The organism is Aerococcaceae bacterium DSM 111021 (assembly GCA_020112395.1).
Classification (GTDB): Bacteria; Bacillota; Bacilli; order Lactobacillales; family Aerococcaceae; genus Ruoffia.
Genome location: JACCEK010000001.1, coordinates 615983 through 639009, shown reverse-complemented (window position 1 = coordinate 639009; position 23027 = coordinate 615983). Strand labels below are relative to the sequence as shown.

22 protein-coding genes, 1 tRNA gene and 1 other annotated feature are annotated in these 23027 nt (G+C 34.6%); of the genes, 18 read left to right on the top strand and 5 right to left on the bottom strand.

All coding sequences use genetic code 11. The annotated features are described in order from the left end of the window. The first annotated feature begins 63 nt into the window (after nt 1-63). Nucleotides 64-135: transfer RNA gene (locus HYQ40_02985), tRNA-Arg, on the top strand. Between the two features lie 216 nt (nt 136-351). Further along, nucleotides 352-921, top strand: a complete 570-nt coding sequence (locus HYQ40_02980; GenBank protein MBZ6526726.1) for a Gx transporter family protein — start codon at nt 352-354, stop codon at nt 919-921. A gap of 57 nt (nt 922-978) precedes the next feature. Here HYQ40_02980 and HYQ40_02975 read toward each other — a convergent pair whose 3' ends face one another. After that, on the bottom strand, nt 979-1737 hold the full coding sequence (locus HYQ40_02975) for a hypothetical protein (protein ID MBZ6526725.1): 759 nt from the start codon (nt 1735-1737) through the stop codon (nt 979-981). 226 nt (nt 1738-1963) lie between these two features. On the opposite strand from HYQ40_02975, the gene HYQ40_02970 reads away from it, so the two are divergent. The 9 genes from HYQ40_02970 to HYQ40_02930 all read left to right on the top strand — a co-directional run bounded on the left by HYQ40_02970 (nt 1964) and on the right by HYQ40_02930 (nt 11254). After that, nucleotides 1964-2395 carry an HIT family protein gene (locus HYQ40_02970; GenBank protein MBZ6526724.1) on the top strand — a complete coding sequence of 144 codons (432 nt, stop codon included), beginning with the start codon at nt 1964-1966 and terminating at the stop codon, nt 2393-2395. Between the two features lie 14 nt (nt 2396-2409). Next, a complete protein-coding gene (locus HYQ40_02965; protein MBZ6526723.1) occupies nt 2410-2766 on the top strand; it encodes a YtxH domain-containing protein in 357 nt (118 codons plus the stop codon). A gap of 124 nt (nt 2767-2890) precedes the next feature. Next, nucleotides 2891-3949, top strand: coding sequence for a peptidylprolyl isomerase (locus tag HYQ40_02960; GenBank protein MBZ6526722.1), 1059 nt, complete (start codon nt 2891-2893; stop codon nt 3947-3949). Nucleotides 3950-4176: 227 nt separating this feature from the next. Further along, nucleotides 4177-4335 (top strand): hypothetical protein, encoded by a 159-nt coding sequence (locus tag HYQ40_02955; GenBank protein ID MBZ6526721.1) that lies wholly within the window; start codon nt 4177-4179, stop codon nt 4333-4335. Nucleotides 4336-4700: 365 nt separating this feature from the next. Beyond that, complete coding sequence (locus HYQ40_02950) at nt 4701-6578, top strand: FAD-dependent oxidoreductase (GenBank protein ID MBZ6526720.1); 1878 nt, start codon at nt 4701-4703, stop codon at nt 6576-6578. A 119-nt stretch (nt 6579-6697) separates the two neighbouring features. Next, nucleotides 6698-7672 carry a polyprenyl synthetase family protein gene (locus HYQ40_02945; GenBank protein ID MBZ6526719.1) on the top strand — a complete coding sequence of 325 codons (975 nt, stop codon included), beginning with the start codon at nt 6698-6700 and terminating at the stop codon, nt 7670-7672. A 110-nt stretch (nt 7673-7782) separates the two neighbouring features. Next, entirely contained in the window at nt 7783-9081 is a 1299-nt protein-coding gene (locus HYQ40_02940; GenBank protein MBZ6526718.1) for an FMN-binding protein, read from the top strand. A gap of 129 nt (nt 9082-9210) precedes the next feature. Further along, on the top strand, nt 9211-10317 hold the full coding sequence (locus HYQ40_02935; GenBank protein ID MBZ6526717.1) for an FAD:protein FMN transferase: 1107 nt from the start codon (nt 9211-9213) through the stop codon (nt 10315-10317). After that, entirely contained in the window at nt 10289-11254 is a 966-nt protein-coding gene (locus HYQ40_02930) for a UbiA family prenyltransferase (GenBank protein MBZ6526716.1), read from the top strand. The genes HYQ40_02935 and HYQ40_02930 overlap by 29 nt, the downstream gene beginning before the upstream one ends. Nucleotides 11255-11348: 94 nt before the next feature. Here the strand turns inward: HYQ40_02930 and HYQ40_02925 are convergent, their stop codons facing one another. Together HYQ40_02925 and HYQ40_02920 are read right to left on the bottom strand one after the other, a co-directional pair. Next, nucleotides 11349-11768, bottom strand: a complete 420-nt coding sequence (locus HYQ40_02925) for a DUF1801 domain-containing protein (protein ID MBZ6526715.1) — start codon at nt 11766-11768, stop codon at nt 11349-11351. A 47-nt stretch (nt 11769-11815) separates the two neighbouring features. Further along, nucleotides 11816-12214, bottom strand: coding sequence for a NusG domain II-containing protein (locus tag HYQ40_02920; protein MBZ6526714.1), 399 nt, complete (start codon nt 12212-12214; stop codon nt 11816-11818). A 160-nt stretch (nt 12215-12374) separates the two neighbouring features. Between HYQ40_02920 and HYQ40_02915 the strand changes: the two genes are divergently transcribed. The 3 genes from HYQ40_02915 (at nt 12375) to serS (ending at nt 15248) form a co-directional block, all read left to right on the top strand. Then, nucleotides 12375-12989, top strand: a complete 615-nt coding sequence (locus tag HYQ40_02915; protein MBZ6526713.1) for a 50S ribosomal protein L25 — start codon at nt 12375-12377, stop codon at nt 12987-12989. A gap of 90 nt (nt 12990-13079) precedes the next feature. Continuing rightward, nucleotides 13080-13607, top strand: coding sequence for a tRNA (cytidine(34)-2'-O)-methyltransferase (locus HYQ40_02910; protein MBZ6526712.1), 528 nt, complete (start codon nt 13080-13082; stop codon nt 13605-13607). A 34-nt stretch (nt 13608-13641) separates the two neighbouring features. Then, nucleotides 13642-13865, top strand: a binding site (T-box leader). 93 nt (nt 13866-13958) lie between these two features. Further along, entirely contained in the window at nt 13959-15248 is a 1290-nt protein-coding gene (gene serS, locus HYQ40_02905; protein MBZ6526711.1) for a serine--tRNA ligase, read from the top strand. A gap of 260 nt (nt 15249-15508) precedes the next feature. Here the strand turns inward: serS and HYQ40_02900 are convergent, their stop codons facing one another. Further along, nucleotides 15509-16348: an undecaprenyl-diphosphate phosphatase gene (locus HYQ40_02900; GenBank protein ID MBZ6526710.1), complete on the bottom strand. Its 840-nt coding sequence runs from the start codon at nt 16346-16348 to the stop codon at nt 15509-15511. Between the two features lie 181 nt (nt 16349-16529). Next, nucleotides 16530-17558: a lactonase family protein gene (locus HYQ40_02895; protein MBZ6526709.1), complete on the bottom strand. Its 1029-nt coding sequence runs from the start codon at nt 17556-17558 to the stop codon at nt 16530-16532. Between the two features lie 133 nt (nt 17559-17691). Here HYQ40_02895 and HYQ40_02890 point away from each other — a divergent pair, with 133 nt between their 5' ends. The 4 genes from HYQ40_02890 to HYQ40_02875 are packed head-to-tail and all read left to right on the top strand — an operon-like array spanning nt 17692 to nt 22887. Beyond that, on the top strand, nt 17692-18906 hold the full coding sequence (locus HYQ40_02890; GenBank protein MBZ6526708.1) for an AI-2E family transporter: 1215 nt from the start codon (nt 17692-17694) through the stop codon (nt 18904-18906). A gap of 13 nt (nt 18907-18919) precedes the next feature. Continuing rightward, on the top strand, nt 18920-20395 hold the full coding sequence (locus HYQ40_02885; GenBank protein MBZ6526707.1) for a DUF5068 domain-containing protein: 1476 nt from the start codon (nt 18920-18922) through the stop codon (nt 20393-20395). A gap of 28 nt (nt 20396-20423) precedes the next feature. Continuing rightward, nucleotides 20424-21104 carry a DUF554 domain-containing protein gene (locus HYQ40_02880; protein ID MBZ6526706.1) on the top strand — a complete coding sequence of 227 codons (681 nt, stop codon included), beginning with the start codon at nt 20424-20426 and terminating at the stop codon, nt 21102-21104. 31 nt (nt 21105-21135) lie between these two features. Next, nucleotides 21136-22887 (top strand): M3 family oligoendopeptidase, encoded by a 1752-nt coding sequence (locus HYQ40_02875; protein MBZ6526705.1) that lies wholly within the window; start codon nt 21136-21138, stop codon nt 22885-22887. The last annotated feature ends 140 nt before the right edge of the window (nt 22888-23027 follow it).

Below are 23027 nucleotides of genomic sequence, written 5' to 3'. Positions count from 1 at the left end.
TTTACTACTTCTTTTTTTGTATCTTGATAAGTAAGGGGAAGACAGATATAATAGAGTAGTTAGGCCGCCATAGTGTAATGGATATCACATAAGATTCCGATTCTTATAATGAAGGTTCGATTCCTTCTGGCGGCGTTCGATTTATTAATGATTTAAGACACTTTCCCATTTTGGAAAGTGTCTTTTTTCGTGTATGGCTAACTTTATCAGTTTAAATTATATACAACGGTTAACAATATAAATAAATATGTGTATACTATGACAATAGGTGACTAAGTTATATAGTCATAACTAATCGAGTTAAAACTTTTAGGTGTTATTATAATCAAAGGTGTTTATTGGAGGAGTAAGATGAGACGCAGTCGTTATCAAATTATGGTTTATATTGCTATGCTTGCTGCACAAGCAGTAGTCATAAGTATTCTAGAAGGAGCAATACCTTCACCTCTTTCCTTCGCTCCAGGTGCTAAAATAGGCTTAGCTAATCTAATTTCAGTTATAGCTATATTTACTTTACCTTTTACCAAAAGTATACAAGTCGTCTTTATACGTATCATATTAACTGCTTTAATTGGAGGGAATTTATCGACGTTCTTTTATAGTTTATCAGGAGGGTTATTGAGTTACTTTGCGATGCTATTCTCGAAGAAATTAGGACCCAAAAAAGTAAGTATTATTGGTATTTCTGTACTTGGTGGGGTCATGCATAATGTTGGGCAACTAAGTGTTGCGGCTTTGTTTGCCAGATCATTCTCGGTTATGAATTACTTACCAGTACTATCATTTTCTGGAATTTTAGCTGGGTTTGTCGTGGGCTTTTTGGGTAATTTTCTTCTAGAGCGAATTACAGTATTACAGATGTATCATAAGGAATTAGTAGCTAATACGGAACAAGAGAATTGGCTCTTTGATAAGAAATGATGAGAAAATAAAAAGAAGTCAGTGTCATGAGCTCATGACACTGACTTCTTTTTATAATTAGTTAATTGAACCTTGTGCAGATATCAGTTGTAGTACACGCTGAGTCGTACCATCAGTACCAGTTCGCTCTACAACAATTATACCCACTGTAGGTGCGAAATAGTAATTATAAGTGACTGGGCCACTCTCATCTTGTGCTTGTTCCTCAATCCGAAGAACATCATTAAATGTTTGTCCTCCAACTGCATAAGAATTAATCACTTCAGATACGGTACGTCTATTTTCATTATTGTAGCCACTTGAAAAGCTTGAGCCAATTGATAAATCACTTGAAAGAACAAGCGATTCACTGTTGTCACTTGCTTCCGGTGAGTATCTCAAATCTTCTACGACATAATAGTCATTAAAAGATGCTAATTCATAAAAACCTGTTTCACGAATCTGATAAACATAGGCGATTGCCTCTTGACCACTGAAAGATGTTACTTGGAAGATACCATTATTATCTGGAGCATATTCCATAATAATATCTTGAGCACCGAAGTACACGTGATCACCTTGGTATTGATAATTCGTGAAATTTGCATAAGGGATAAAGTCTTCAAAAGATAAATTAGATTCTGGATTAGTAATCACAGAGTTTTCCACATCATCGGAATCCTCATCCATAGAGGTTTCGACTAGTTCTGATTCCTGTGAACGATCAAAATCATTTTCTTGGGCGTGAATAACTTGCTCATTATATATACTTAATAAAATTACTGTTAAAAAAACGGTTAAACATTTACGCATGTTGACATCAAATTTGATGCGCAAAATAGCCACCTACTTTCCATTTACTTCTACTGTGATAAAAGTATATCATATACAATCTATATGTGTGTAAAGATTTCGGGTAATAAATATTGAACTTTTTACTAAAAATATTAAAGTTTATGAATAAACTGTGAAATTAATTTCTATTTTAATATATTATTTTTTGTAATTTCAATTAAATCTAGTATGATTAACAAGGAAAGTAATATACGAGAGGAAGATTAAGATGACAGACTGTATTTTCTGCAAGATAGTAAATGGTGAAATACCATCAGCAAAAGTATATGAAGATAATGAAGTGGTTGCATTTTTAGATATGTCCCAAGCTACACCAGGTCATACTTTAGTAGTTCCAAAAAAGCATGTGGAGAACATTTTTGAATATGATGAATCTGTTGCGGTGGAGATTGCAAAACGTTTACCAAACGTTGCGAATGCAATTAAAGCAGCGTATCCAGAAATGAAAGGTATGAATATTGTCAATAATAATGGGGAATTAGCTTATCAATCTGTATTTCATACACATTGGCATCTTTTACCACGATACAGCGAAGAAGATAAATTTTCAATAGAATTTAGTAATAATCAAGATAGCTATACACAAGAAGAATTTAATGAGCGAGCAGCATTAATTAGATCATATATTAAAGAAAATTAGAGAGGTGTATATTTATGGCTAGTTTTAAATCAGGATTATTTTGGGGAGCGTTCTTCGGTGGCTTAGCTGGATTAATGAATGCACCAAAAAGTGGAAAAGAAACGCGGGAAGATCTAAAACACTATATAGAAATAACAACGGATGACGTTAACGATGTTCGTTATAAAATAGATAATTTGAGAGTGTCCGTTCAAAAGCTAACACAAGAAGGTATGGAAAGCGTGAAGACTGCTACTGATGGTATTCAAACTTCCCTACAACACTTCGAAGAAGAAACTTCGCCACGCATTAATCGTATACAACAACATATTGAAGACTTGACGGAAAATCTAGAAGAGCAAGCTGAAGAAATTAATATAACTAAAAACTGAATCAAATGAACTTAAAGCAATATGTTTGAAGTTTTCTAGACTAATATATTAACATAGAGTTCAAATATGAAATGTATGATATATTATAGTACATATTTAAAAATAGTTAGGAGCAAAAAACTTTATGAAAAAAACGCTAAAAAAAGTGACATTAGTTGCTTTAACATCAACATTGTTACTTGCAGGACTAGGTAATATTGCACCTGTAATGGCACAAGAATCAACAGACGAGGTCATTGCAACTGTAGGTGGACAAGATATTACAAAAGATGAATTATATGAATCGATGAAAGCTATCGCTGGCGATACAACATTGAGAACGATCATCCTTGAAACTGTCCTAGAACAAAATGTATCTGATGCAGAAGCATTAAGAACAGCAGCGGAAGAAGAAGTTCAAGCTCAAATTGATGAAGCTGGTGGAGAAGAAGTCTTCCAACAATTACTTGCTTACCAAGGTTTAAGTGATATTGAAACATACACTTACCAAATTTTTGTTAGAAATATGTTCCAAGAAGTAGTGGAAAGTCAGATTGATATGTCTGACGAAGCAATTACAAACTACTACGAAAACGAATATTCACCATTAATGGAAGCTCAACATATCTTAGTTGAAACTGAAGAAGAAGCTTTAGATGCGATTGAACGTATCAACAATGGGGAAGAGTTTGACGCAGTTGCTCAAGAGGTATCATTGGACTCAACAGCTCAAAATGGTGGTTTATTACAACCATTCCCTGCTGGTCAAATGGTTCCCGAGTTTGAAGAAGCTGTTAAGAATTCTGAAAACGGAGTAATGACAGAAACTCCTGTAGAATCACAATATGGATTCCATGTTATTCGTACTATTAACAATGGTGAAAAGCAACCATTAGAAGATATCCGTGAAGAAGTTGAAGAGCAGTATGTTACTTCTCGCTTTGCAGATAGCCAATTTGCTTATGGAGTAATTGGTAACTTAATTCAAGATACTGGTTATGAAATTAACGACGAAGATCTTCAAGGTGCTGTACAAGATTTAATTGATTTAGCAAATGCTAACAATGAAGCTGCAGCAGAAGAAACTTCTGAAGAATCAACAGAGGAAACGACTGAAGAGGAAACTACAGAAGAAGAAGCGACCGAAGAAGAGGCTGCGGAAGAAACAACTGAAGAAGAGCCAGTTGAAGAGTCAGCAGAGTAATTTTTAAAAAGTTTTAAAGGAACAGCTGTATTTTACAGCTGTTTTTTTCTTTGCCAATATATGGGAAAGAATGAGCAAATAATAAGCATATATAAGAAAATCACATTTTGTAATAAAAATATTTAATCAAAAGAGTAGAGGATTCTTATTATACTTTAAAGAAAGACGTCAGACCTATATGGTAAATTATACATTGTATTAAACTAGCAAAAGCAGGAGGATTTAGAATGAATACTAAATATTTTTCAAGCATAATTAAAGGTAAAGATGTCGCTCAAAATGCAATTATAGAAAACTATCGTCAATTATATCGCAAAGACTCACGTTTTACTTATCCTGAAGCAACACTTATTTTACCTAAATCAGAAAAGAGTAACAGACGCTAAGATTAGAATAATACTCCAATATAAATTGATGAAAATTTGTAGTGGAGCTTTTTTATAAAGCTACTTGTGATTTCAAACACAAAAAGCGGGTTTAGGATTTAATTGTAGACTTTGTGAAAACATAATTAACGGATTAGTCTAATATACATAAGATGTTTATTTGCATTATAGCGGTCTCAGGAATATGATAATCGGTAGATTTACGCGAAAGTTTGTATGTGAAAACTTGAACTATAAAGCTTGTTGTTATAATATAAGTAATAAGACGTATTGTGAAAACATTATTAAAGAAAAAAAAGACATTGTAAAATCAATGTTCTAACGGTATACTATGAACGAAATTATTTGATAGGATGTGAATTCAATTGGCAAAAGAAATAGTTGTTGTAGGTGCTGGCTTTGCTGGTGTTGCTGCCGCAAGAAAATTAGGTAAGAAATATAAAAAAGATAAAACAGTAAATATCACTTTAATCGATCGTCATTCTTATTTAACATACATGACTGAATTACATGAAATAGCTGGTGGACGTCTAGAGCCAGAATCAATTAAGTATGACTTACGCCGTATTTTCCATCGATTACGTAACGTTAAGTTAGTAACTGATGATGTTTCTGAAATTGATCATGACAATAATGTTGTTGTTGGAGAGCATGGAAATTATAAATTTGATTATTTAGTATTAGCAGTAGGTGCTGAGCCAAATGACTTTGGTATTGAAGGAGTTAAAGATAACGGCTTCACATTATGGTCAATGGAAGATGCAGAACGCGTACGTGAACATATTATTGATATGGTGTACAAGGCGGCTCGTGAACATGATCCAGTTAAACGCCGCGCTTTATTATCATTCTTAGTATGTGGAGGAGGATTCACTGGTGTTGAGATGATTGGTGAATTAGTTGAGTGGTTACCGATTCTGGCTAAAGAGCACAAACTAAATCCGGATGAGATTTCATTCCATCTAGTTGAAGCAGCACCAAAAATCTTAAACACTGTAACTGAAAAAGAACAAGAACGTGCAATGAATTATATGCGCAAAAAAGGAATCGATATTACTTTAGGTGATGGGATTTCTAAAATCGCAGATAATCATATTGAATTAGCTTCAGGTAAGAAAATTGATACGTATACATCTATCTGGACAGCAGGTATTAAAGCGAATACGGATGCTAGTGAATGGGGCGTTGAACAAGCTCGTGCTGGTCGTTTAGTAGCTGATCAATACATGCAAGCTAAAGGATATGACGACGTATTTGTTGCTGGAGACTTGGTGTATTATGAAGATCCAAACAACAATAACATGCCAACTCCTCAAATCGTTCAAGCGGCAGAACAAACTGGTGATATAGCGGCAACAAGCATTATTTCAGAAATCAGTGGAACTGAAAAAGAAGAATTTGAAGGTAAATATGATGGGAACATGGTATCTATCGGTTCAACCTACGGTGTAGCTTACTTATACAATAAGTACAGTGTACAAGGATTTATCGCAATGTTTATCAAACATGTTGCGAATGTCATTTACTTCTTAAGTATTGGAAGTTTCTACTATGCTTGGTTGTATGTTCGTCACGAATTCTTTACAATTAAGCACAAACGCAACATTTTCCGCGGACACTTATCAGCTCATGGAAACATTTTGTGGACTGTTCCATTACGTGTTTTCTATGGTGGTATGTGGCTAGTAGAAGGGTTGAAGAAGACGTTTGGTATGTTCGGTGGGCAATCATGGTTTGAAGATACGGTTGTATTTCCATTCCCATGGCTACAAGAAGATGTAACTAGTGCAGCTTCAGCAGTTGCTGAGTCTGAAGAAGTTGCTGCTGTGGCTGAGCAGATATTCAGCTTAAACTATGTCTATGGTGAAGAACCAATGTTAGTTTTTGATGGGATGCCAAATTGGTTTGCAACTATTATGGAATTCATGATGCCAAATCAAGATATTGCTTTATTCATGCAAAAAATGATGTCTATTGTCGAATTAGGTATTGGTTTAGCTCTAATCGCTGGATTGTTTACATTCTTAGTAAGTGGCTTAACAATTGTCCTTGTTGCAACATTCTGCTTGTCAGGAATGTTTGTATGGGTTAATATGTGGTTCATCCCAGTTGCAATTGCATTAATGCTTGGAGCAGGTCGTTCATTTGGATTAGACTATTATGTAATGCCATGGTTAGGTAAATTATTCGATGGATGGATTTGGGGTAAACCTAAACACATTTATACAGATACAATAGCATAAGTGAAATAGATTTAGATAAATCGAAAGCTAGGATTTTAACAGATAGAAAGTAAACCTATCTTTGTTAATTCCTAGCTTTTTAATATTTGCGAAGATGCTTAAGATGGGAGAAAGAGACATTGATACATGAGATTTGGCGTGAGTATCCTGAAATAGAAAGAGCCTTAAATGAGACAAAAAAGACAATGCGTGAAGGTATTTCTATTCGCATTCCTGAGATAGAAGAAAAAATTAATGAATATATTGATGCTCCAGGTAAATATCTACGTGCAGGAATGTCATTAATGTTCTTCTATTTGGAAAATGGTAGCATTGATAATAAAGCAATTAAATATGCAGCAGGAATTGAACTACTGCACTTAGCGACATTAATTCATGATGATGTGATTGACCTAGCTCAATCACGTCGAGGGATTGAATCAATGCATATAACATATAACAATAAGATAGCTGTTTATGCTGGAGATTATCTGTTCAGTTATAGTGCGCGGTTAGTATCAGAATTAAAAGACGAAGTGACATTAACTCGACAAAATGATTGGATACTAGAAAACATCATGAGTGGAGAGTTACGTCAACTTGCTAATGCGTATAATAAGAATATGACGATGATTGATTACATAAGGCAAATTCGGGGTAAAACAGCAATGCTTTTTGCAATGTCTACATCAGGTGGCTATTACTTAGCCAATAATGATGTTAAAAAGGCACACAATGTGAGGTTATTGGGTACCTACTTAGGCATTGCTTTTCAATTGCAAGATGATTTGATTGATTTTACATTACCAGAGAGTAAGTCTGGGAAACCTAGTATGCAAGATGTTAAAAATGGTATCTACACAGCTCCGTTACTACTTGCAATGGAGAAGAGTAAGTTAGTTTCAGATTATATTAATGAAACTGAGAATTGGAATGAAGCGTCACTAGAACAATTGTCAGTCATGGTTGAAGAGACTGGAGCTTTTGATGATACAGAAATATTAATTGATCGTTATGTTAAAAAGGCCTTAAAATATTTAGAGAAAGTAAGTAACTCCGATTATAAAAAACAAATAAAAGACATTATTTTATTAATTTCTAGTAGAGACTTCTAATTTTAGTGTCATTACTAGACAAAAAAAAGAATATATTATAAACTGATTTTAAGTAGAATTTGCCTTCGTTACACAGAGGTAAACACTTACAAAAAAAGGAGATGACTTAAATGAAGAAAAACTTATTAAAAGGTACTCTATTATTAGGATCTATGTTTATCCTTGCTGCATGTGGGGCTGAAGAGGAAGCTCCAGAAACTGTAGAATCAGAAGTCACAAGTGTTGTCGAAGAAGAAACAACTGAGGAAGTAGAAACATCAGAAGAAGCTGAAGAGACTACGGTAGAAGAGACATCAGAAGAATCAGATGACTCAGCAGATGAAGAAACATCAGAAGAATCAGATGACTCAGCAGATGAAGAGACATCAGAAGAATCAGACGATTCAGCAGATGAAGAGACATCAGAAGAATCAGACGATTCAGCAGATGAAGAGACATCAGAAGAATCAGACGATTCAGCAGATGAAGAGACATCAGAAGAATCAGATGACTCAGTAGATGAAGAAACATCAGAAGAATCAGACGATTCAGCAGATGAAGAGACATCAGAAGAATCAGACGATTCGGCAGACGAAGATACATCAGAAGAATCAAGCGATGCTGCTACTGTTGTTGGAACAGATGAATCAGCAGAAGCAGGTGCATTAGTGGATGGTGACTACGCAGTGGTTGGTAACCCAGATGATCGTGGTTGGGCAGTAACGCACACAATCACAGTTGCAGATGGAGAAATTACTGACTCTAATTTTGACTATGAAAATGCTGATGGCGACTTAAAATCAGAAGATGAAGAATATAACACTCAAATGGAAGAAGTTACAGGAGTATCGTCTGCAGATGCAACTCAAGAATTAAATGATGCTTTAGTTGAAACTCAATCAGCTGATGTAGATGTTGTAACTGGAGCGACTTCAACGTCAACTTCATTCCAATTCACTACACAAGTTTTATTAGAGTTAGCTGCACAAGGTAATTCTGAAGAAGTTAATGTGGATGAACTAGAATTAGCAGATGGTGAATATACTGCTGAAGACTTAACAATCACAGTTGAAGGCGGAGAAATTACTGATGCTACATTTGAAGCAGAAGATCAAGACGTTGCTGACGAGTTAGCAGCAGCTTTAGTTGAAGCTGGAAATGTTGAAGATGTTGAACCTGTGGAAGGGCAAGAAGAACTTTCTACAACATTCATTACATTAGCAACCGAAGCAACAAACGAAGCTAAGTTAGCAAGCTTAAAAGCTACAGAAGCTACAACGGAAGAATCTAGTGAAGAATCAGATGAGTCTACTGAAGAAGAATCAGACGAATCTGAAGAATCGTCAGAAGAGACAAGTGAAGAAGAATCAAACGAAGAAGAGTCTTCGGAGGAAACTTCAGAGGAATCATCAGAAGAATCAGACGAGTAATAATCTACAACTACATAAATTAATAAAAAGTGAGCTAATTGATTCAATTAGCTCACTTTTTCACTTTTACAGAAGTGCTTTGAATAGTATAATAGGAACAAGGAATTAAAATAGCTAGGAGTCTGGTTAATGAAAAAGGTAATAAAGAAAATATTAATATTAAGCACATCACTGATTTTATTCGGCTGTGCGAAGAATGATGATACTGAAGATGTTACAACAGGTGCTAGTCCAACGACTTCGACAGCAATGACTGAAGATGGTTTACCGGTTGTAGAAGAACCCACGAGTATAACAGAGACGATGTTACATACTGTAGTTCAGATGCAAGTATATCATGAGAATGTAGATGATGTGATGCAAGAAGCGATTGCTTATATGTCAGAGATGGAAGAGCGTTTTTCGACGAATTTAGAAGAATCTGATGTGTACAAAATCAATGAAAGCGCAGGGATAGAACCAGTAGAAGTTCATCCAGAAACAATGGAAATAATTAAACGATCAATTCAAATTGCTGAAGAAAGTGATGGTTTATTCGATATATCAATTGGCGCCTTAACAAACTTGTGGCAGATTGGTAGTGAAGATGCGCGAGTTCCAAAAGAGTCAGAAATCAATGAAGCAACTGAATTAATTGATTATGAAAAGATTCGTTTAGACGAAGAGAATATGACTGTTATGCTCGAGGAAGAAGGAATGTCACTTGAATTAGGTGGTATTTCCAAAGGATATATTGGTAGTGGAATTGTAGAGATATTCAATGAACATAATATTACAACTGCAATTATTAATCTTGGTGGTAACGTTGTTGTTATGGGAACGTCACCCTCGAATGACGAAGGGTGGAATGTAGGTGTTCAAGATCCAGATGAAGTGCGCGGAGAAATTGTCGGAACACAGCGTGTTATTAATGCCGCAATAGTAACGAGTGGGATATATGAACGGTACTTAGAAGTAGAGGGGGTAAAATATCACCATATTATGGATCCTCGAACAGGCTATCCCTTAGATAATGAAATATCAGGAGTCACAGTATTTGCCCCTACATCATTTGATGGAGATTCATATTCAACAGCATTATTCTTAATGGGAATTGACGAAGGAATTGAGTTTATTAATTCAAAAGATGGCTTCGAAGTTGCATATGTTGATAAAGACGGTGGAGTGCATCTTTCTGAAGGTATCAAAAATAGTTTTAATTTAACAAATGAGGAGTATTACATCGCTGATGAATAAGAAAAATATAAAAATCTTTTTAGAGTTTGTTGAAATACAAACAAAAATTGCTAGTTTCTTTCCGATGATGGTTGGTTTCTTATGGACAAGCTATTATTTTAAAGAGTTTAATTGGTTGAATTCAATTGTGTTCTTCTTAGCCGCTACAATTTTTGATATGACTGTGACTGCTATTAATAATACGTTAGATTATCATAAAGCCATTGATAGTGAATATAAAGAAGAAGAGAATGTTATAGGGAAGTACAAGTTGAATTACAGAACAATGGTAATTATCGTGTTCGTCCTATTAGCGATTTCACTAGCACTCAGTTTGACTCTAGTTTGGTTGACAGACCCAATGCTTTTATTTATTGGGGCGGCACTTTATTTTATTGGTATTATATATACATTTGGTCCATTACCGATATCTCGAACACCATATGGAGAGATTTTTTCGAGTTTAACGATGGGATTTGGGATTACTTTCTTAGCTGTTTTTATGACGAGATATGAAGTGGTGTTATCAAGTGAATGGACAATGACATATTTGAGCTTGAACATTGGTTGGTTAGATATTTTGACGATTTTATGGTTTAGCTTGCCACAAATACTATTGACTGCAAACATTATGCTAGCAAATAATACACGTGACTTAGACACAGATATTCAGAATAACCGTTGGACTTTAGTTTATTATATTGGAAGGCCTAATGCGATAAAGTTATATCAACTGCTAAGTATCTTACCTTGGATAGTATGGCTTACTTATATTATCACCGGGGTGTTACCTTGGTGGGCTATTCTTACTTTAGGAGTAGGGTACTTCCATTACCAAAGCGTTAAAAGGTATACTGAAAGAGTACCTCAACCAATAGCTTTCAAAGAAGCCATTCAAAGTTTCGTCTTATTTTTAAGTATGTATGTGTGTGTATTAATTATTTTACAATTTATATAAACAAACAACCTCGATTATGATGTGACCCCCGAAAGTTAGAGTTTAAAACTAATTTTCGGGGGTCACAACATTATTCAAAATCGGGGTTGTTTTTTTACTTAGGATACTTATTTAAAGTATGTGCAAATGAATTTTCTAACATAGTTTTTAATATATTAAGATCAATATCAGCTAATTTATTTACATAAATACACATCTTTCCAGTAGTGTGTTTTCCGAGTTGTGATAATAAATCATCTTTATTTTCAAATTCGGTAGAAAGATATAAGCTGAATTTTGCTTTTCTTGGTGAGAAAGCTAAGTATGAGGCATCGCCTTCTCGCCCTGAATCATATACATAATGATAATTACCAAAACCGATTATATTTGGATACCACATCTGCGGATCCTCTCCGGTAACTTCTTTAAATAAATCTAACAACACATAAGAATCAATCTGTTTTTGTTTTGAATCAATTGATTCGATAAACTCATGAACATCCTCACCAGTTGGTTTATACTTTGCTTCTGACACTGAAAAACCTCCATAATATTAGTTTGATTGATTTGTTATAAGTACTTCTACAATGGCAATATCAATTCATCTTCAGCCATTTTTCCAGTTATTTCTAAGACAAATCCGTGAGGCAAACAAATGGCAGTTTGGCCTGGGCGTTCAATCCAGCCAGTGTTTACGCCGACTTGATCAGGACTGTTATCTTCTTTAATACGTGCTTGATGATTATTGATTTCTACAATATTATATTGATCTTCGTTAGGATAGTAAGTCTTTTCAATTTGCATTCCGTCGGATAGAGGGAATTCATCAATGACTTCACCGTGAATCTTTACTATAGCAATGGCATCACCAGAATCATTAAAATGAGCATTCGTTATGATGTTAGGGATAAAGGAAATGGCTATTGATAATATAATAAATACATAATCAAAGGGTTTAAAATAGCTTAATATTTTTCTCATTGAACCTACCTCTCTATTGCAACGCAATTAATCTTTACTCATTGTATTAAAAAAATTCGTTTTTATCTAGCTTTTTAGAGAAAAATTTGATACCATAACGTATGTGCGAAAATTACTATTTGAAATGCATTAAATAAGTTATAGATAAGGAGTTTTAATTATGAAATTAAAAGCAGAACTTAGAGAAACAACTGGCTCAAGTGCTTCACGTAAAGCGCGTGCTGAAGGGAAAGTACCAGTATCTTTATACAGTAAAACTGTAGAAGCTACATCATTATTAGTTAACCGTCGTGACTTCGAAGGTTTATTAAAAGCAGAGGGAACAAACGCAGTATTCGATTTAGAATTTAATGACGGTACTCAAAAAGTTTGGTTAAAAGATTATGTACGTGCTGCAATGAAAGATGAAATGTACAGTATTGATTTAGAAGCTATCTCAGCTGACCAAACATTAACTGTAGAAGTTCCATTATACGTAGTTAATGAAGAGACAGTAGAAGAAGGTATCGTTGAAATCATCGAAAACGAAATTACTGTTGAAACTAAACCAGATTCAATCCCTCAATACTTTGAAATTGATGTTAAAGGTTTAACTATCGGAGATACATTAACTGTAGCTGACATCACACTTCCAGAAGGTGTTGAAGTAATGATGGAAAGCGATACAACAATCATTTCAGTATCAGTACCAACTGAAGAAGCTGAAGATGTTGATCCAGACGCAGAAGCAGCTGAACCAGAAGTTATTGGTGCAACTGAAGAAGACGCAGAATAATTTTCATATAACACTAAAAAGACACGTTGCATACGTGTCTTTTTCTATTTAAAATTAAAGTATATAACATGAAAGAAAGGATGGGTTTGTTTGAAAAACCATATAGCTTTATACGAACCATTAATGCCAGCTAATACTGGTAATATTTCACGAACATGTGCAGCAACGAATTCTACACTACACTTAATTCACCCCTTAGGATTCTCAACGGATGATAAGATGTTAAAAAGAGCTGGATTAGATTACTGGAATAGTGTTGATATTATTGAACATGAGAATTTAGAGTCGTTTCTATCATATGTTGGTGAACGTAAATTATATTTAATCACTAAGTTTGCGCCGCATATTTATTCAGATGTTGATTTAGCTAAGAATGACAGTGATGAACAATTTTTCCTTTTCGGAAAAGAAACAACAGGACTCCCAATTGAACTAATGGAAGCGCATAAAAAAGATAGTTTGCGCGTACCGATGAATGATGAACATGTTAGGTCACTAAACCTATCTAACACTGCTAATATCATTATTTATGAAGCATTACGCCAACAACAATGGCAAGGGCTCGAAGTAGTTCATCATTATGATGACACAGATAAGGCGCGAAATCTGAATTGGTAGGTTTGCTTGACTTTATTGATGGTTAATTTATAATATATCTAAATGAGAAACGAATAGTATTTGAGATAGCTGTTAAGAGAAGTGATGGTTGGTGAGAATCACTCAGTTTAATCAAGGAATCCGCGTTTTATTCAGCCTACGAAAGCCAGATTAAGTAGTGCCGGCCTCTCCGTTATTGAATTTAAGAGCAAGTATCCATCAACTATGGGTTTATTTGAACTTGGGTGGCACCGCGAATGAGAACCTTTCGTCCCATGATTTCATGAGGAGATGAGGTTCTTTTTTATGGTTATTTTTAAAGTGAACAGCAAAAATATGACTAATTAATTTAAATTAATAGGGGGAAATGCTATGTTAGACCGTAAATTATTAAGAGATGAATTTGAGTTAGTAGCTGAGAAGCTAGCAACACGAGGCGTTGAACGAGAAGTATTAGAAAGATATCGTGAATTAGATACTCAAAGACGTGAGCTTATTGCTAAAACAGAAGAAGCTAAACAAACACGTAATGAAACAACAGAAAAAATTGCGCAACTAAAACGCAATAAAGAAAATGCAGATGATCAAATAAAAGCAATGCAAGAAATTGGTAAAGAAATTAAAACAATGGATGAACAATTAGAAGCAATCCAAACAGATTTAAACAACATTGAGTTTACTTTACCTAACATTCCACACGAGGATGTTCCAGTTGGAGAAGATGAAGATGATAATGTAGAAATTCGTCGCTGGGGAGAAATTGAAGAGTTCGACTTTGAGCCATTAAACCATTGGGATATTGCTGAGGATTTAGGTATCTTAGATTTTGAACGCGGAGCAAAAGTAGCAGGAGCTCGCTTTGTTTATTATGTTGGCTTAGGAGCTCGTCTAGAGCGTGCAGTATATAACTTCATGTTAGATACTCATGGAAAAAATGGCTATCGTGAAATGATTACACCTTATATGGTAAATGAAAAAGCAATGTTTGGTACAGGACAATTTCCTAAATTCAAGGAAGATGTATTCCAGTTAGAAGATGAGCGTAACTTAACTTTAATACCAACTGCTGAAGTACCATTAACAAATTACTATGCAGATGAAATTCTTTCTCTGGAGCAATTACCTGTTCACTTTACTGCATTCTCACCATCATTTAGATCAGAAGCAGGTAGTGCTGGTCGCGATACACGTGGATTAATCCGTATGCACCAATTCCATAAGGTAGAATTAGTTAAACTAGCTCGTCCGGATGAATCATATGCAGAATTAGAAAGCATGACCAAAGATGCTGAAGGTATTTTAGAAGCATTAAACATTCCATACCGTACAATTATCTTATCAACAGGAGATATGGGATTCTCAGCAGCTAAGACTTATGATATTGAAGCGTGGATACCAGCTCAAAATACATACCGTGAAATTAGTTCATGTTCAAATACAGAAGCGTTCCAAGCTCGTCGAGCTAAAATTCGCTACCGTAATGAATTTGAAAAAGTAGAGCATGTTCATACACTAAATGGATCAGGTCTTGCAGTAGGGCGTACAGTTGTTGCAATTTTAGAAAATTACCAACAAGCTGATGGTTCAATCAAGATACCTGAAGTTTTAGTACCTTATATGGGCGGAGTCACTGAAATCAATAAAGAAAATGCAATGGGATAATTAAATAATAAAACCGAAGGCCTTAACTGAGAATGATTCTTTGTTAGGAACTTCGGTTTTTTTATGTGAGTATACTTAAACGTTTAGATCTATTTAGTGATTGGGTCGTCGTGAACCTAATGACGATCTGCAAATGGGTTATCGGGTTATCGTGTTATCGTGGAACTGACGACAATCCGCAAGAGAATTGACCATCTTTAAACAAGAAACCCCCTAGTTATTAGTCAATCTGACTAATAACTAGGGGGTTAAAATATGTATTATAGTTGGAATAATGAGTATAGTATAACGATTGCACCCAGAATGATACGGTATTTACCAAATCCAGTAAAGTCATTACGTTTCAAGTAATTCAATAAGAACTTAATAGCAAAAACTGAAACGATGAAAGCAACAAACATACCAAATAATAAGTAAATCCATTCAACTGAAGTAAACGCGAATCCAAGGTCAAGTAGTTTGACTAAACTTGCACCAAACATTGCTGGGATACTTAAGAAGAATGAAAATTCTGTCGCAATATGACGAGAAGTTCCAACTAACAAACCACCAATAATTGTTGATCCTGAACGAGAAGTTCCGGGTATAATTGATAAAGCTTGGAATATACCAATTTTAAATGCTGTCGCAAAAGATAATGAGTTAAACTCTGTTACCGTAGCTGCATGTTTTGATTCTCCAGTGTTCTCAATCCAAATAAAAATAATACCATAAACGATTAATGCGATTGCTACAACAATAGGGTTATAGAAGTATTCATCCATATAATCTTTTAGTGCAAAACCAAAGATTGCGACGGGGATACTAGCAAAAGCAACCTTAAACCATAATACCCAAGTGTCTTTACGTTCCTCTGATGTTTTCTTTGGTGAAAAAGGATTTAATTTATTAAAGTAAAGTAAGATAACTGCAAAAATTGAGCCTAGTTGTACTAATACTAAAAAGACTTCAACGAATTCTGAAGATAAATTCAAAGGAATTAAATCTTCTAAAATAATCATATGTCCAGTACTACTGATAGGTAGCCATTCTGTGATACCTTGTACCACACTTAAGACAAATATTTTTATTAATTCAATAATATCAATCATTTGATCCATGTTTCCTGTCCTCTCTAGAAATTTATTCAATCCATTATAACGTAAATTATATAAAAAAGTATAGCTCCCTAGCGAAAATCAACTTAAGAAAACGAATTTATACTAAAATATGAAAATTAATAGTTTAAACCAATTAAAAAACCGAATTTTTAAAATTCGGTTTAAAATTAACTATATGATGTTATGCTGAGGCAATACATACACATTCAGGTGCTTGAGTTTCATTTTGGATAAATGTTAATTCACCAGTTTCAGCGTTACGCTCAAATACAGATAGGTGATCTGTATCTTGATGTGCTACAAGAACGTATTTCTCAGTTTCATCAATGTTGAAATCACGTGGAATTTCTCCTTGTGTATTAATTTCTTGGATTCTAGTTAAAGCACTACCATTTGCGCTAATCTCATAAACTGTCAATACATTATGGAATCGTGTAGACACGTATAAGAAGCGACCGTCGTTTGTAATGCGGATAGCAGCGCCAGCAGATTTCTCTACATGTTCTTCTGGGATGTTAAGTTGTGTTTCAACTGCTGCCATTTCACCAGCGGCATCTACAGAGACAACCGTCGTTGTATTTGCTAATTCACCGATAATATATGCGTAAGGTTCGGTTGGATGCAATACCAAGTGACGTGGGCCAGTTCCTGGTGTTAATTTAATCTCACTAGAATGTGTAAGTGTCCCATCTTCTGCAATGTCATATGTTGTTACGTAGTCTGTACCTAGGTCACAAACAAATAATAAAGTTTGTCCATCATTGAAGTCAGCATAGTGAACATGAGATGCATCTTGGTTTTTATGAACACTTGAGCCTGAATGTTCTACAGTTTGCACAACAGTTAATTCCTCACCATCCAACTTGAATACATCTACAACTCCAGCGTGATAATTTGATACGTAGATTGTTTGGCTACTCTCACGATAGCTTACATGACAACCACTACCATTATCGCCGTATCCACTAGCTAGTTTATCCCAAGTATTAGCATCTTTCTTTTTGAAAGCAACAATTCCACCTTTGTCACCTTCTTTGTGGATTGCAAAAAGTAAGTCTTTTGCTTTAGATAAAGCAACAAAAGTAGGACCGTTTAATTCGCTAATTAAACTTGGTGTAGAAAAAGTTCCTTCTTTTGGATCGAATTCAACATTATGAATTCCTTTATTATCTCGTTTTGTATATCCACCTAAAATAAATGATTGAGTCATTTGATTTCCTCCCAGTATATTAATACATAAAGTATAGCATAGATGACGAAATTCATGTATGAATTAGATTCTTGAGTTTTTTTATTATGAGTGTGTTAAAATATCATTATCTTAAGTCATTGGAGTGAATTTTATGACAGATAATAAACAGAACCAAAAGCGCAAAGAGAGTTGGTTTGTTAGTCAGTTTTTGAACAATCAGTTTGTTATTTTCTTATTTAACACACTGTTAATTTTATTAATAATTTTATTATTTACACGTGTTTCCTATCTGTTTACCCCGATAGTTACATTTGTAAATTTAGTTGCATTTCCTATTATTGCTGCAGGGATATTATATTATCTGTTTTATCCTTTCGTAACGAAATTAATGCAAAGAGGTCTTTCGAGAAATATATCGATATGGATTATCTTTATTATTATTATCGCACTTATTAGTTGGGGGATTTCGACATTAATCCCATTGCTTCAAGAGCAAGCTACAGCATTTGTAGGTAATATTCCAAATTACCAAGAATCGTTTGCTAGAACGATAGAATCGTTCCCAATTGAAATAGAATGGGGACTATTCGATCCAAATATAGTAGAATACTTTAGAAATATTGATTGGAACAATGTTACAGACCAGTTGAATACAATTATTACCTCGACATTTGGCGGATTAGGAAGTGTTATAGGAACAGTAGCACAAGTTGTAACAGGATTAATTACGATGCCTGTTCTACTGTATTATTTGCTACTAGAAGGTTATAAAATACCCCAATATATTTTATACCATGTACCTGATAAGTACCGGCCGAAAGTACGACGGATTTTATTCCAGTCGAACTATCAAATATCTCAGTATATACGAGGACAGATTTTAGTTGCTTTAGTCGTTGGTTTTATATTCGCAATTGGCTATTCAATTATCGGTTTAGATTATGCTATATCACTATCTGTAATAGCAGGGATATTTAATATTATCCCTTATTTAGGATCAATCATGGCAGTCGTTCCCGCATTAATTATTGGGCTTTTGATATCCCCATATATGTTTATAAAAGTGGTGATTGTTGTAGCTATTGAACAATTGCTTGAAGGACGTTTTGTATCACCTCAAATCTTAGGGAATAATTTAAAAATACATCCTGTGACCATCCTTTTAGTTCTATTAGGAGCAGGACGATTATTCGGTTTATCGGGGGTTATATTAGGTGTGCCTGGTTACGCAGTTATTAAAGTGATTGCAACAGAATTGTATAAAACATTCCGCGAATCATCCGGATTGTTTGAAGAAGAATACGAATTGGTGCCATTAGACACAGAAGTTATAGCAACACCAAGTGAAGAAAAAGAAAAAAATTAAAAGGTTGAAGTATATGAATAAAATTAAATTAAGCAAAGTCACATGGCTAGCATTTGTCGTAGCCATTTTCCTTGTCGGTTGTGGCAAGATTGAAGAATCAAACGAAGCAGTAGCATCTGAACAAGACCAGAATCAAGTTGTAACAGATTTAGAACCGCCTATAGATGAGGATAATGAAAATACTACAGTGATAGATCAACGATTTGTTCCTGAATTTAGCCAAGTTATTGCGGACTTGAGTGCAAGCGAAGATTTAACGATTGCTGATGAAGTATTCTTTAGTATTAATGAATCATTTATTCAAACACAAAATAATTTTCAATTGAGTGTTGGTAATATGCAAGTATACGAAGTTGAAAAGGCAGCTGAATCTGTAATAAGTGAGTTTAATTATGAAGAAAATCCAGGAGCAGTCGTTCTGATGGAAGTAGCAATTACAAACTTAACAGACGAAACAATCTACTATCCGATTGAAGGCTTACGCATGAGTTACCAGTCGGGTGATGTACAGATGCATCCATCATCAGCTTTATATCCATCACGAAGTGGAGACTTAACTAAGATTTTAGAACAAAATAATGGTGAAATAGGGCCAAGTAGAACAGTAAATGGTTATATAATTTATAGTTTTGGTCAGGATGAATGGGAAGAAGCTTCTGAATTAGGGAATGTCTATTTGACAGTTGTTCCTCCTCAATCTGATGCGGATGCTATTTCGGGTGTAGGAGCGAGTTTGTTAGGCGATGAGCGGATTCTCCACTTGCCTTTAGATGAAGAAACTCAGACTCAATTATCTGAAAATAATCAAATGATTCAAGATCGTCTATCATCAGAGTGGTGGGGAAATAAAACAATCTTAGCTAAGGAAGAACTTAATCAGGTGAGTGAAGATGAAGATAATGATGTGTCCGTTGAGTTACTCCGTGCTGAAATAAGTGACTTTGAACCAAGAGATATATATGAAGAAAACTTTCAAAACTTTGGCTATGGCCAAGTCATTGTCTCAATTGAATATGAGATAACAAATAACAGTGAGAATAAACTTCTTCCAGTAGATGGAATTGCAACTTTACAAATTGGTGATGATGCGATTAATAGTGATTATGTGTTAATCAATGATTACAACGGAACTGTATTAGAGCCAGGTGATAGTTATACAACAATCAAAACATTTGCCTTAGACAAACTACGCTATCAAGAAACTTGGCAAGGAGAACCAATCTATATAGCAGTCAACACGCCAGTAAAACATGAAGTTGAAGTTGCTATAGATGAGGAAGATGATATTGCTCAAGAGGTGGATAGCCTCGAATCAACAGATGAGTTAATTCATTACTTTGATTTTAGTTGGACACCAAGCTTAATAAAATATATTAATGAAGAATTAGAAATTGTAAGTGATAATCCTGATCAAACTGAAGAGAGTGAACTTGATGAAGATGAGACTCAAGAAAGTGAAACTCTATCAGCAGATGAATCAATGGAATAATAATGATTTTTAAAGTAGGAGATGTTCAATGGGAGCACTAGTAAATGCAATAATAATTATCATTTGTTCTGTGATTGGAGTTCAAATTCGTTCTGGAATACCCAAACGAGTACAGACAAGTTTGATGCAAGCAGTTGGACTATGCGTACTATCCATTGGAATAGCTGGAGCTATTCAAGGAAATAACACAATGGTTATGATTTTAAGTATTGTTATTGGTACATTAATTGGAGAATGGATTGATATTGATCGCCGTGTATTGACTGGCATCAATAAATTGGAGCAAAAAGTGAGTAAAGGTAGTACAAAATACGGAGACCTTTCTCACGGTATGATTAGTGCGGCCATGATTTTTTGTATCGGATCGATGGCAATTGTTGGTTCGTTAGAAAGTGGCTTGGTTGGTGATAACACAACACTTTATACTAAAAGTATTCTAGACGGAATTACCTCAGTCTTGTTAGCATCGTCACTAGGTATTGGAGTGGCCTTGTCAGCCATTCCGGTTCTCTTTATACAAGGAAGTATTATTCTTTTTGCAGGTCTATTAGAACCTTGGTTACCCGCAGACGTTGTTACAGAAATTATATGTGTAGGATCAGTCCTACTTGTAGGCTTAGGTTTAAATATGATTGATGTTACTAAGTTCAAGATTATGAATTTTGTACCAGCGATTATTTTACCAGTGTTTCTCATGATGTTTTTATAATAGAAAGTGATTGAAGAAAGGGCGTTAAAAAATGTATGAATGGCAATTAGATGATTTATATGTGAGTTATGAAAGTGAAGATTTTAAAGCAGACTGGAAGAAATTAAATCAATTCAAAGAAGATTTTTCAGAATTAAGTTTGAAAGATAATCTTGAATCGATTAAAGCAGCTGTGAAATTTAAAGAAGACTTATTAATTACAGCACGACGTATTGGAGCTTATATTAGTTTGACTTTATCGACAAATACGACGGATGAAATATCAACGAACTATCGAGGCCAATATTCACAAATCTTATCTGAGTTAACGAAAAGCCAAATTCTATTAGATCGTTTTTTAGGAAGTGTAACATCTGATATCACTCAAGATAGTGAGTTGTCAGAATATACGTTTGCGTTTAAAGAACTTAAAGAAGAAGCAGCGCATTTATTAGACGAAGAGACTGAAGCAGTGATTTCTAAAATGAATATTTCGGGTGCGAGTGCGTGGTCTAACTTACACACTTTCTTAACTTCAACTGTAGAGACAGATGTTGAAGGTAAGACATTCACATTGAGTGAAATTCGAAACCTAGCTTATGATGCTAATCAAGATATTCGTAAAAAAGCCTATCATGCTGAACTTGATATGTATAACAAAATTAAAGATCCAATTGCTTTTTCCTTAAATAATATTAAGCAACAAGTTTTAACAACTTCTTCGCTTCGTGGCTACGAGTCACCTTTGGATGAAACTTTACAAAAATCACGTATGGACCGACGTACTCTAGAGAGTTTAATCACAGCAATTAAAAAGTATCTACCTGAATTCAGACGTTATTTAAAACAAAAAGCGACATATTTAGGACATGAGAATGGGTTGCCATTTTATGATTTATTTGCTCCAATGGGCGAGACAAGTCAACAATTCACGGTTGAGGAATCTGGGGACTATTTAGTGGATCACTTTAGACCTTTTTCTGACAAGTTAGCTGATTTAGTAGCTACATTCTATGAGAATGATTATGTTGATTTTATTCCAAGAAAAGGTAAACGTGGTGGAGCGTTCTGTTCAAACTTACCGTTTATTGGTCAATCACGTATTATGACTAACTTCGATGGTTCACTTTCTAGTGTTATCACGATGGCCCACGAATTGGGACACGCATATCACGGATCTATCATTCAATCTCATAAGCCTTTAAATTGGTCATATTCAATGCCAGTAGCTGAAACTGCATCAACATTTAATGAAACATTAATTATGAATGATTTATTAAACAATACGAATGACGAAGTAGAAAAACTTGCATTGATTGAATCATTGTTACAAGATACAACTCAGATTATCGTAGATATTTATTCGCGTTATTATTTCGAATCAAAAGTGTTTGAAGCTAAGGAAGACACATTCTTATTCAGCCAACAACTTGAAGAGCTAATGAAAGAAGCTCAGTTAGAAGCTTATGGTGATGGCCTAGATTCAAACTATTTACATCCATATATGTGGGTCAATAAAGGTCATTACTATTCAGCGGGATTAAGTTTCTACAATTTCCCGTATGCATTCGGTGGATTATTTGCTAGAGGATTGTATTCAATCTATGAACAACAACCTGAAGGATTTGTAGAGCGCTACGATGAATTATTAAAGTTAACAACAGTATCAACAGTTGAAGATACTGCGAAAGTAATGAATATCGATGTAACAGACGTTGCTTTCTGGGAGAAATCTTTAGATACATTTGTCGAGTATATTGATCAATTTGAAACTATCACTAACAAATTAATGTCAGATAAATAATTACTTGTAAAAAACCGTGAGCCATTAGAGAATTAATATTCTCTAAAGACTCACGGTTTTTTGAGTTGTATTAAGACATATATTTTTTAGTAGGAAGCTAAGCAAAACACACATCACCCACTTAGACTTTAGAAGTGGGT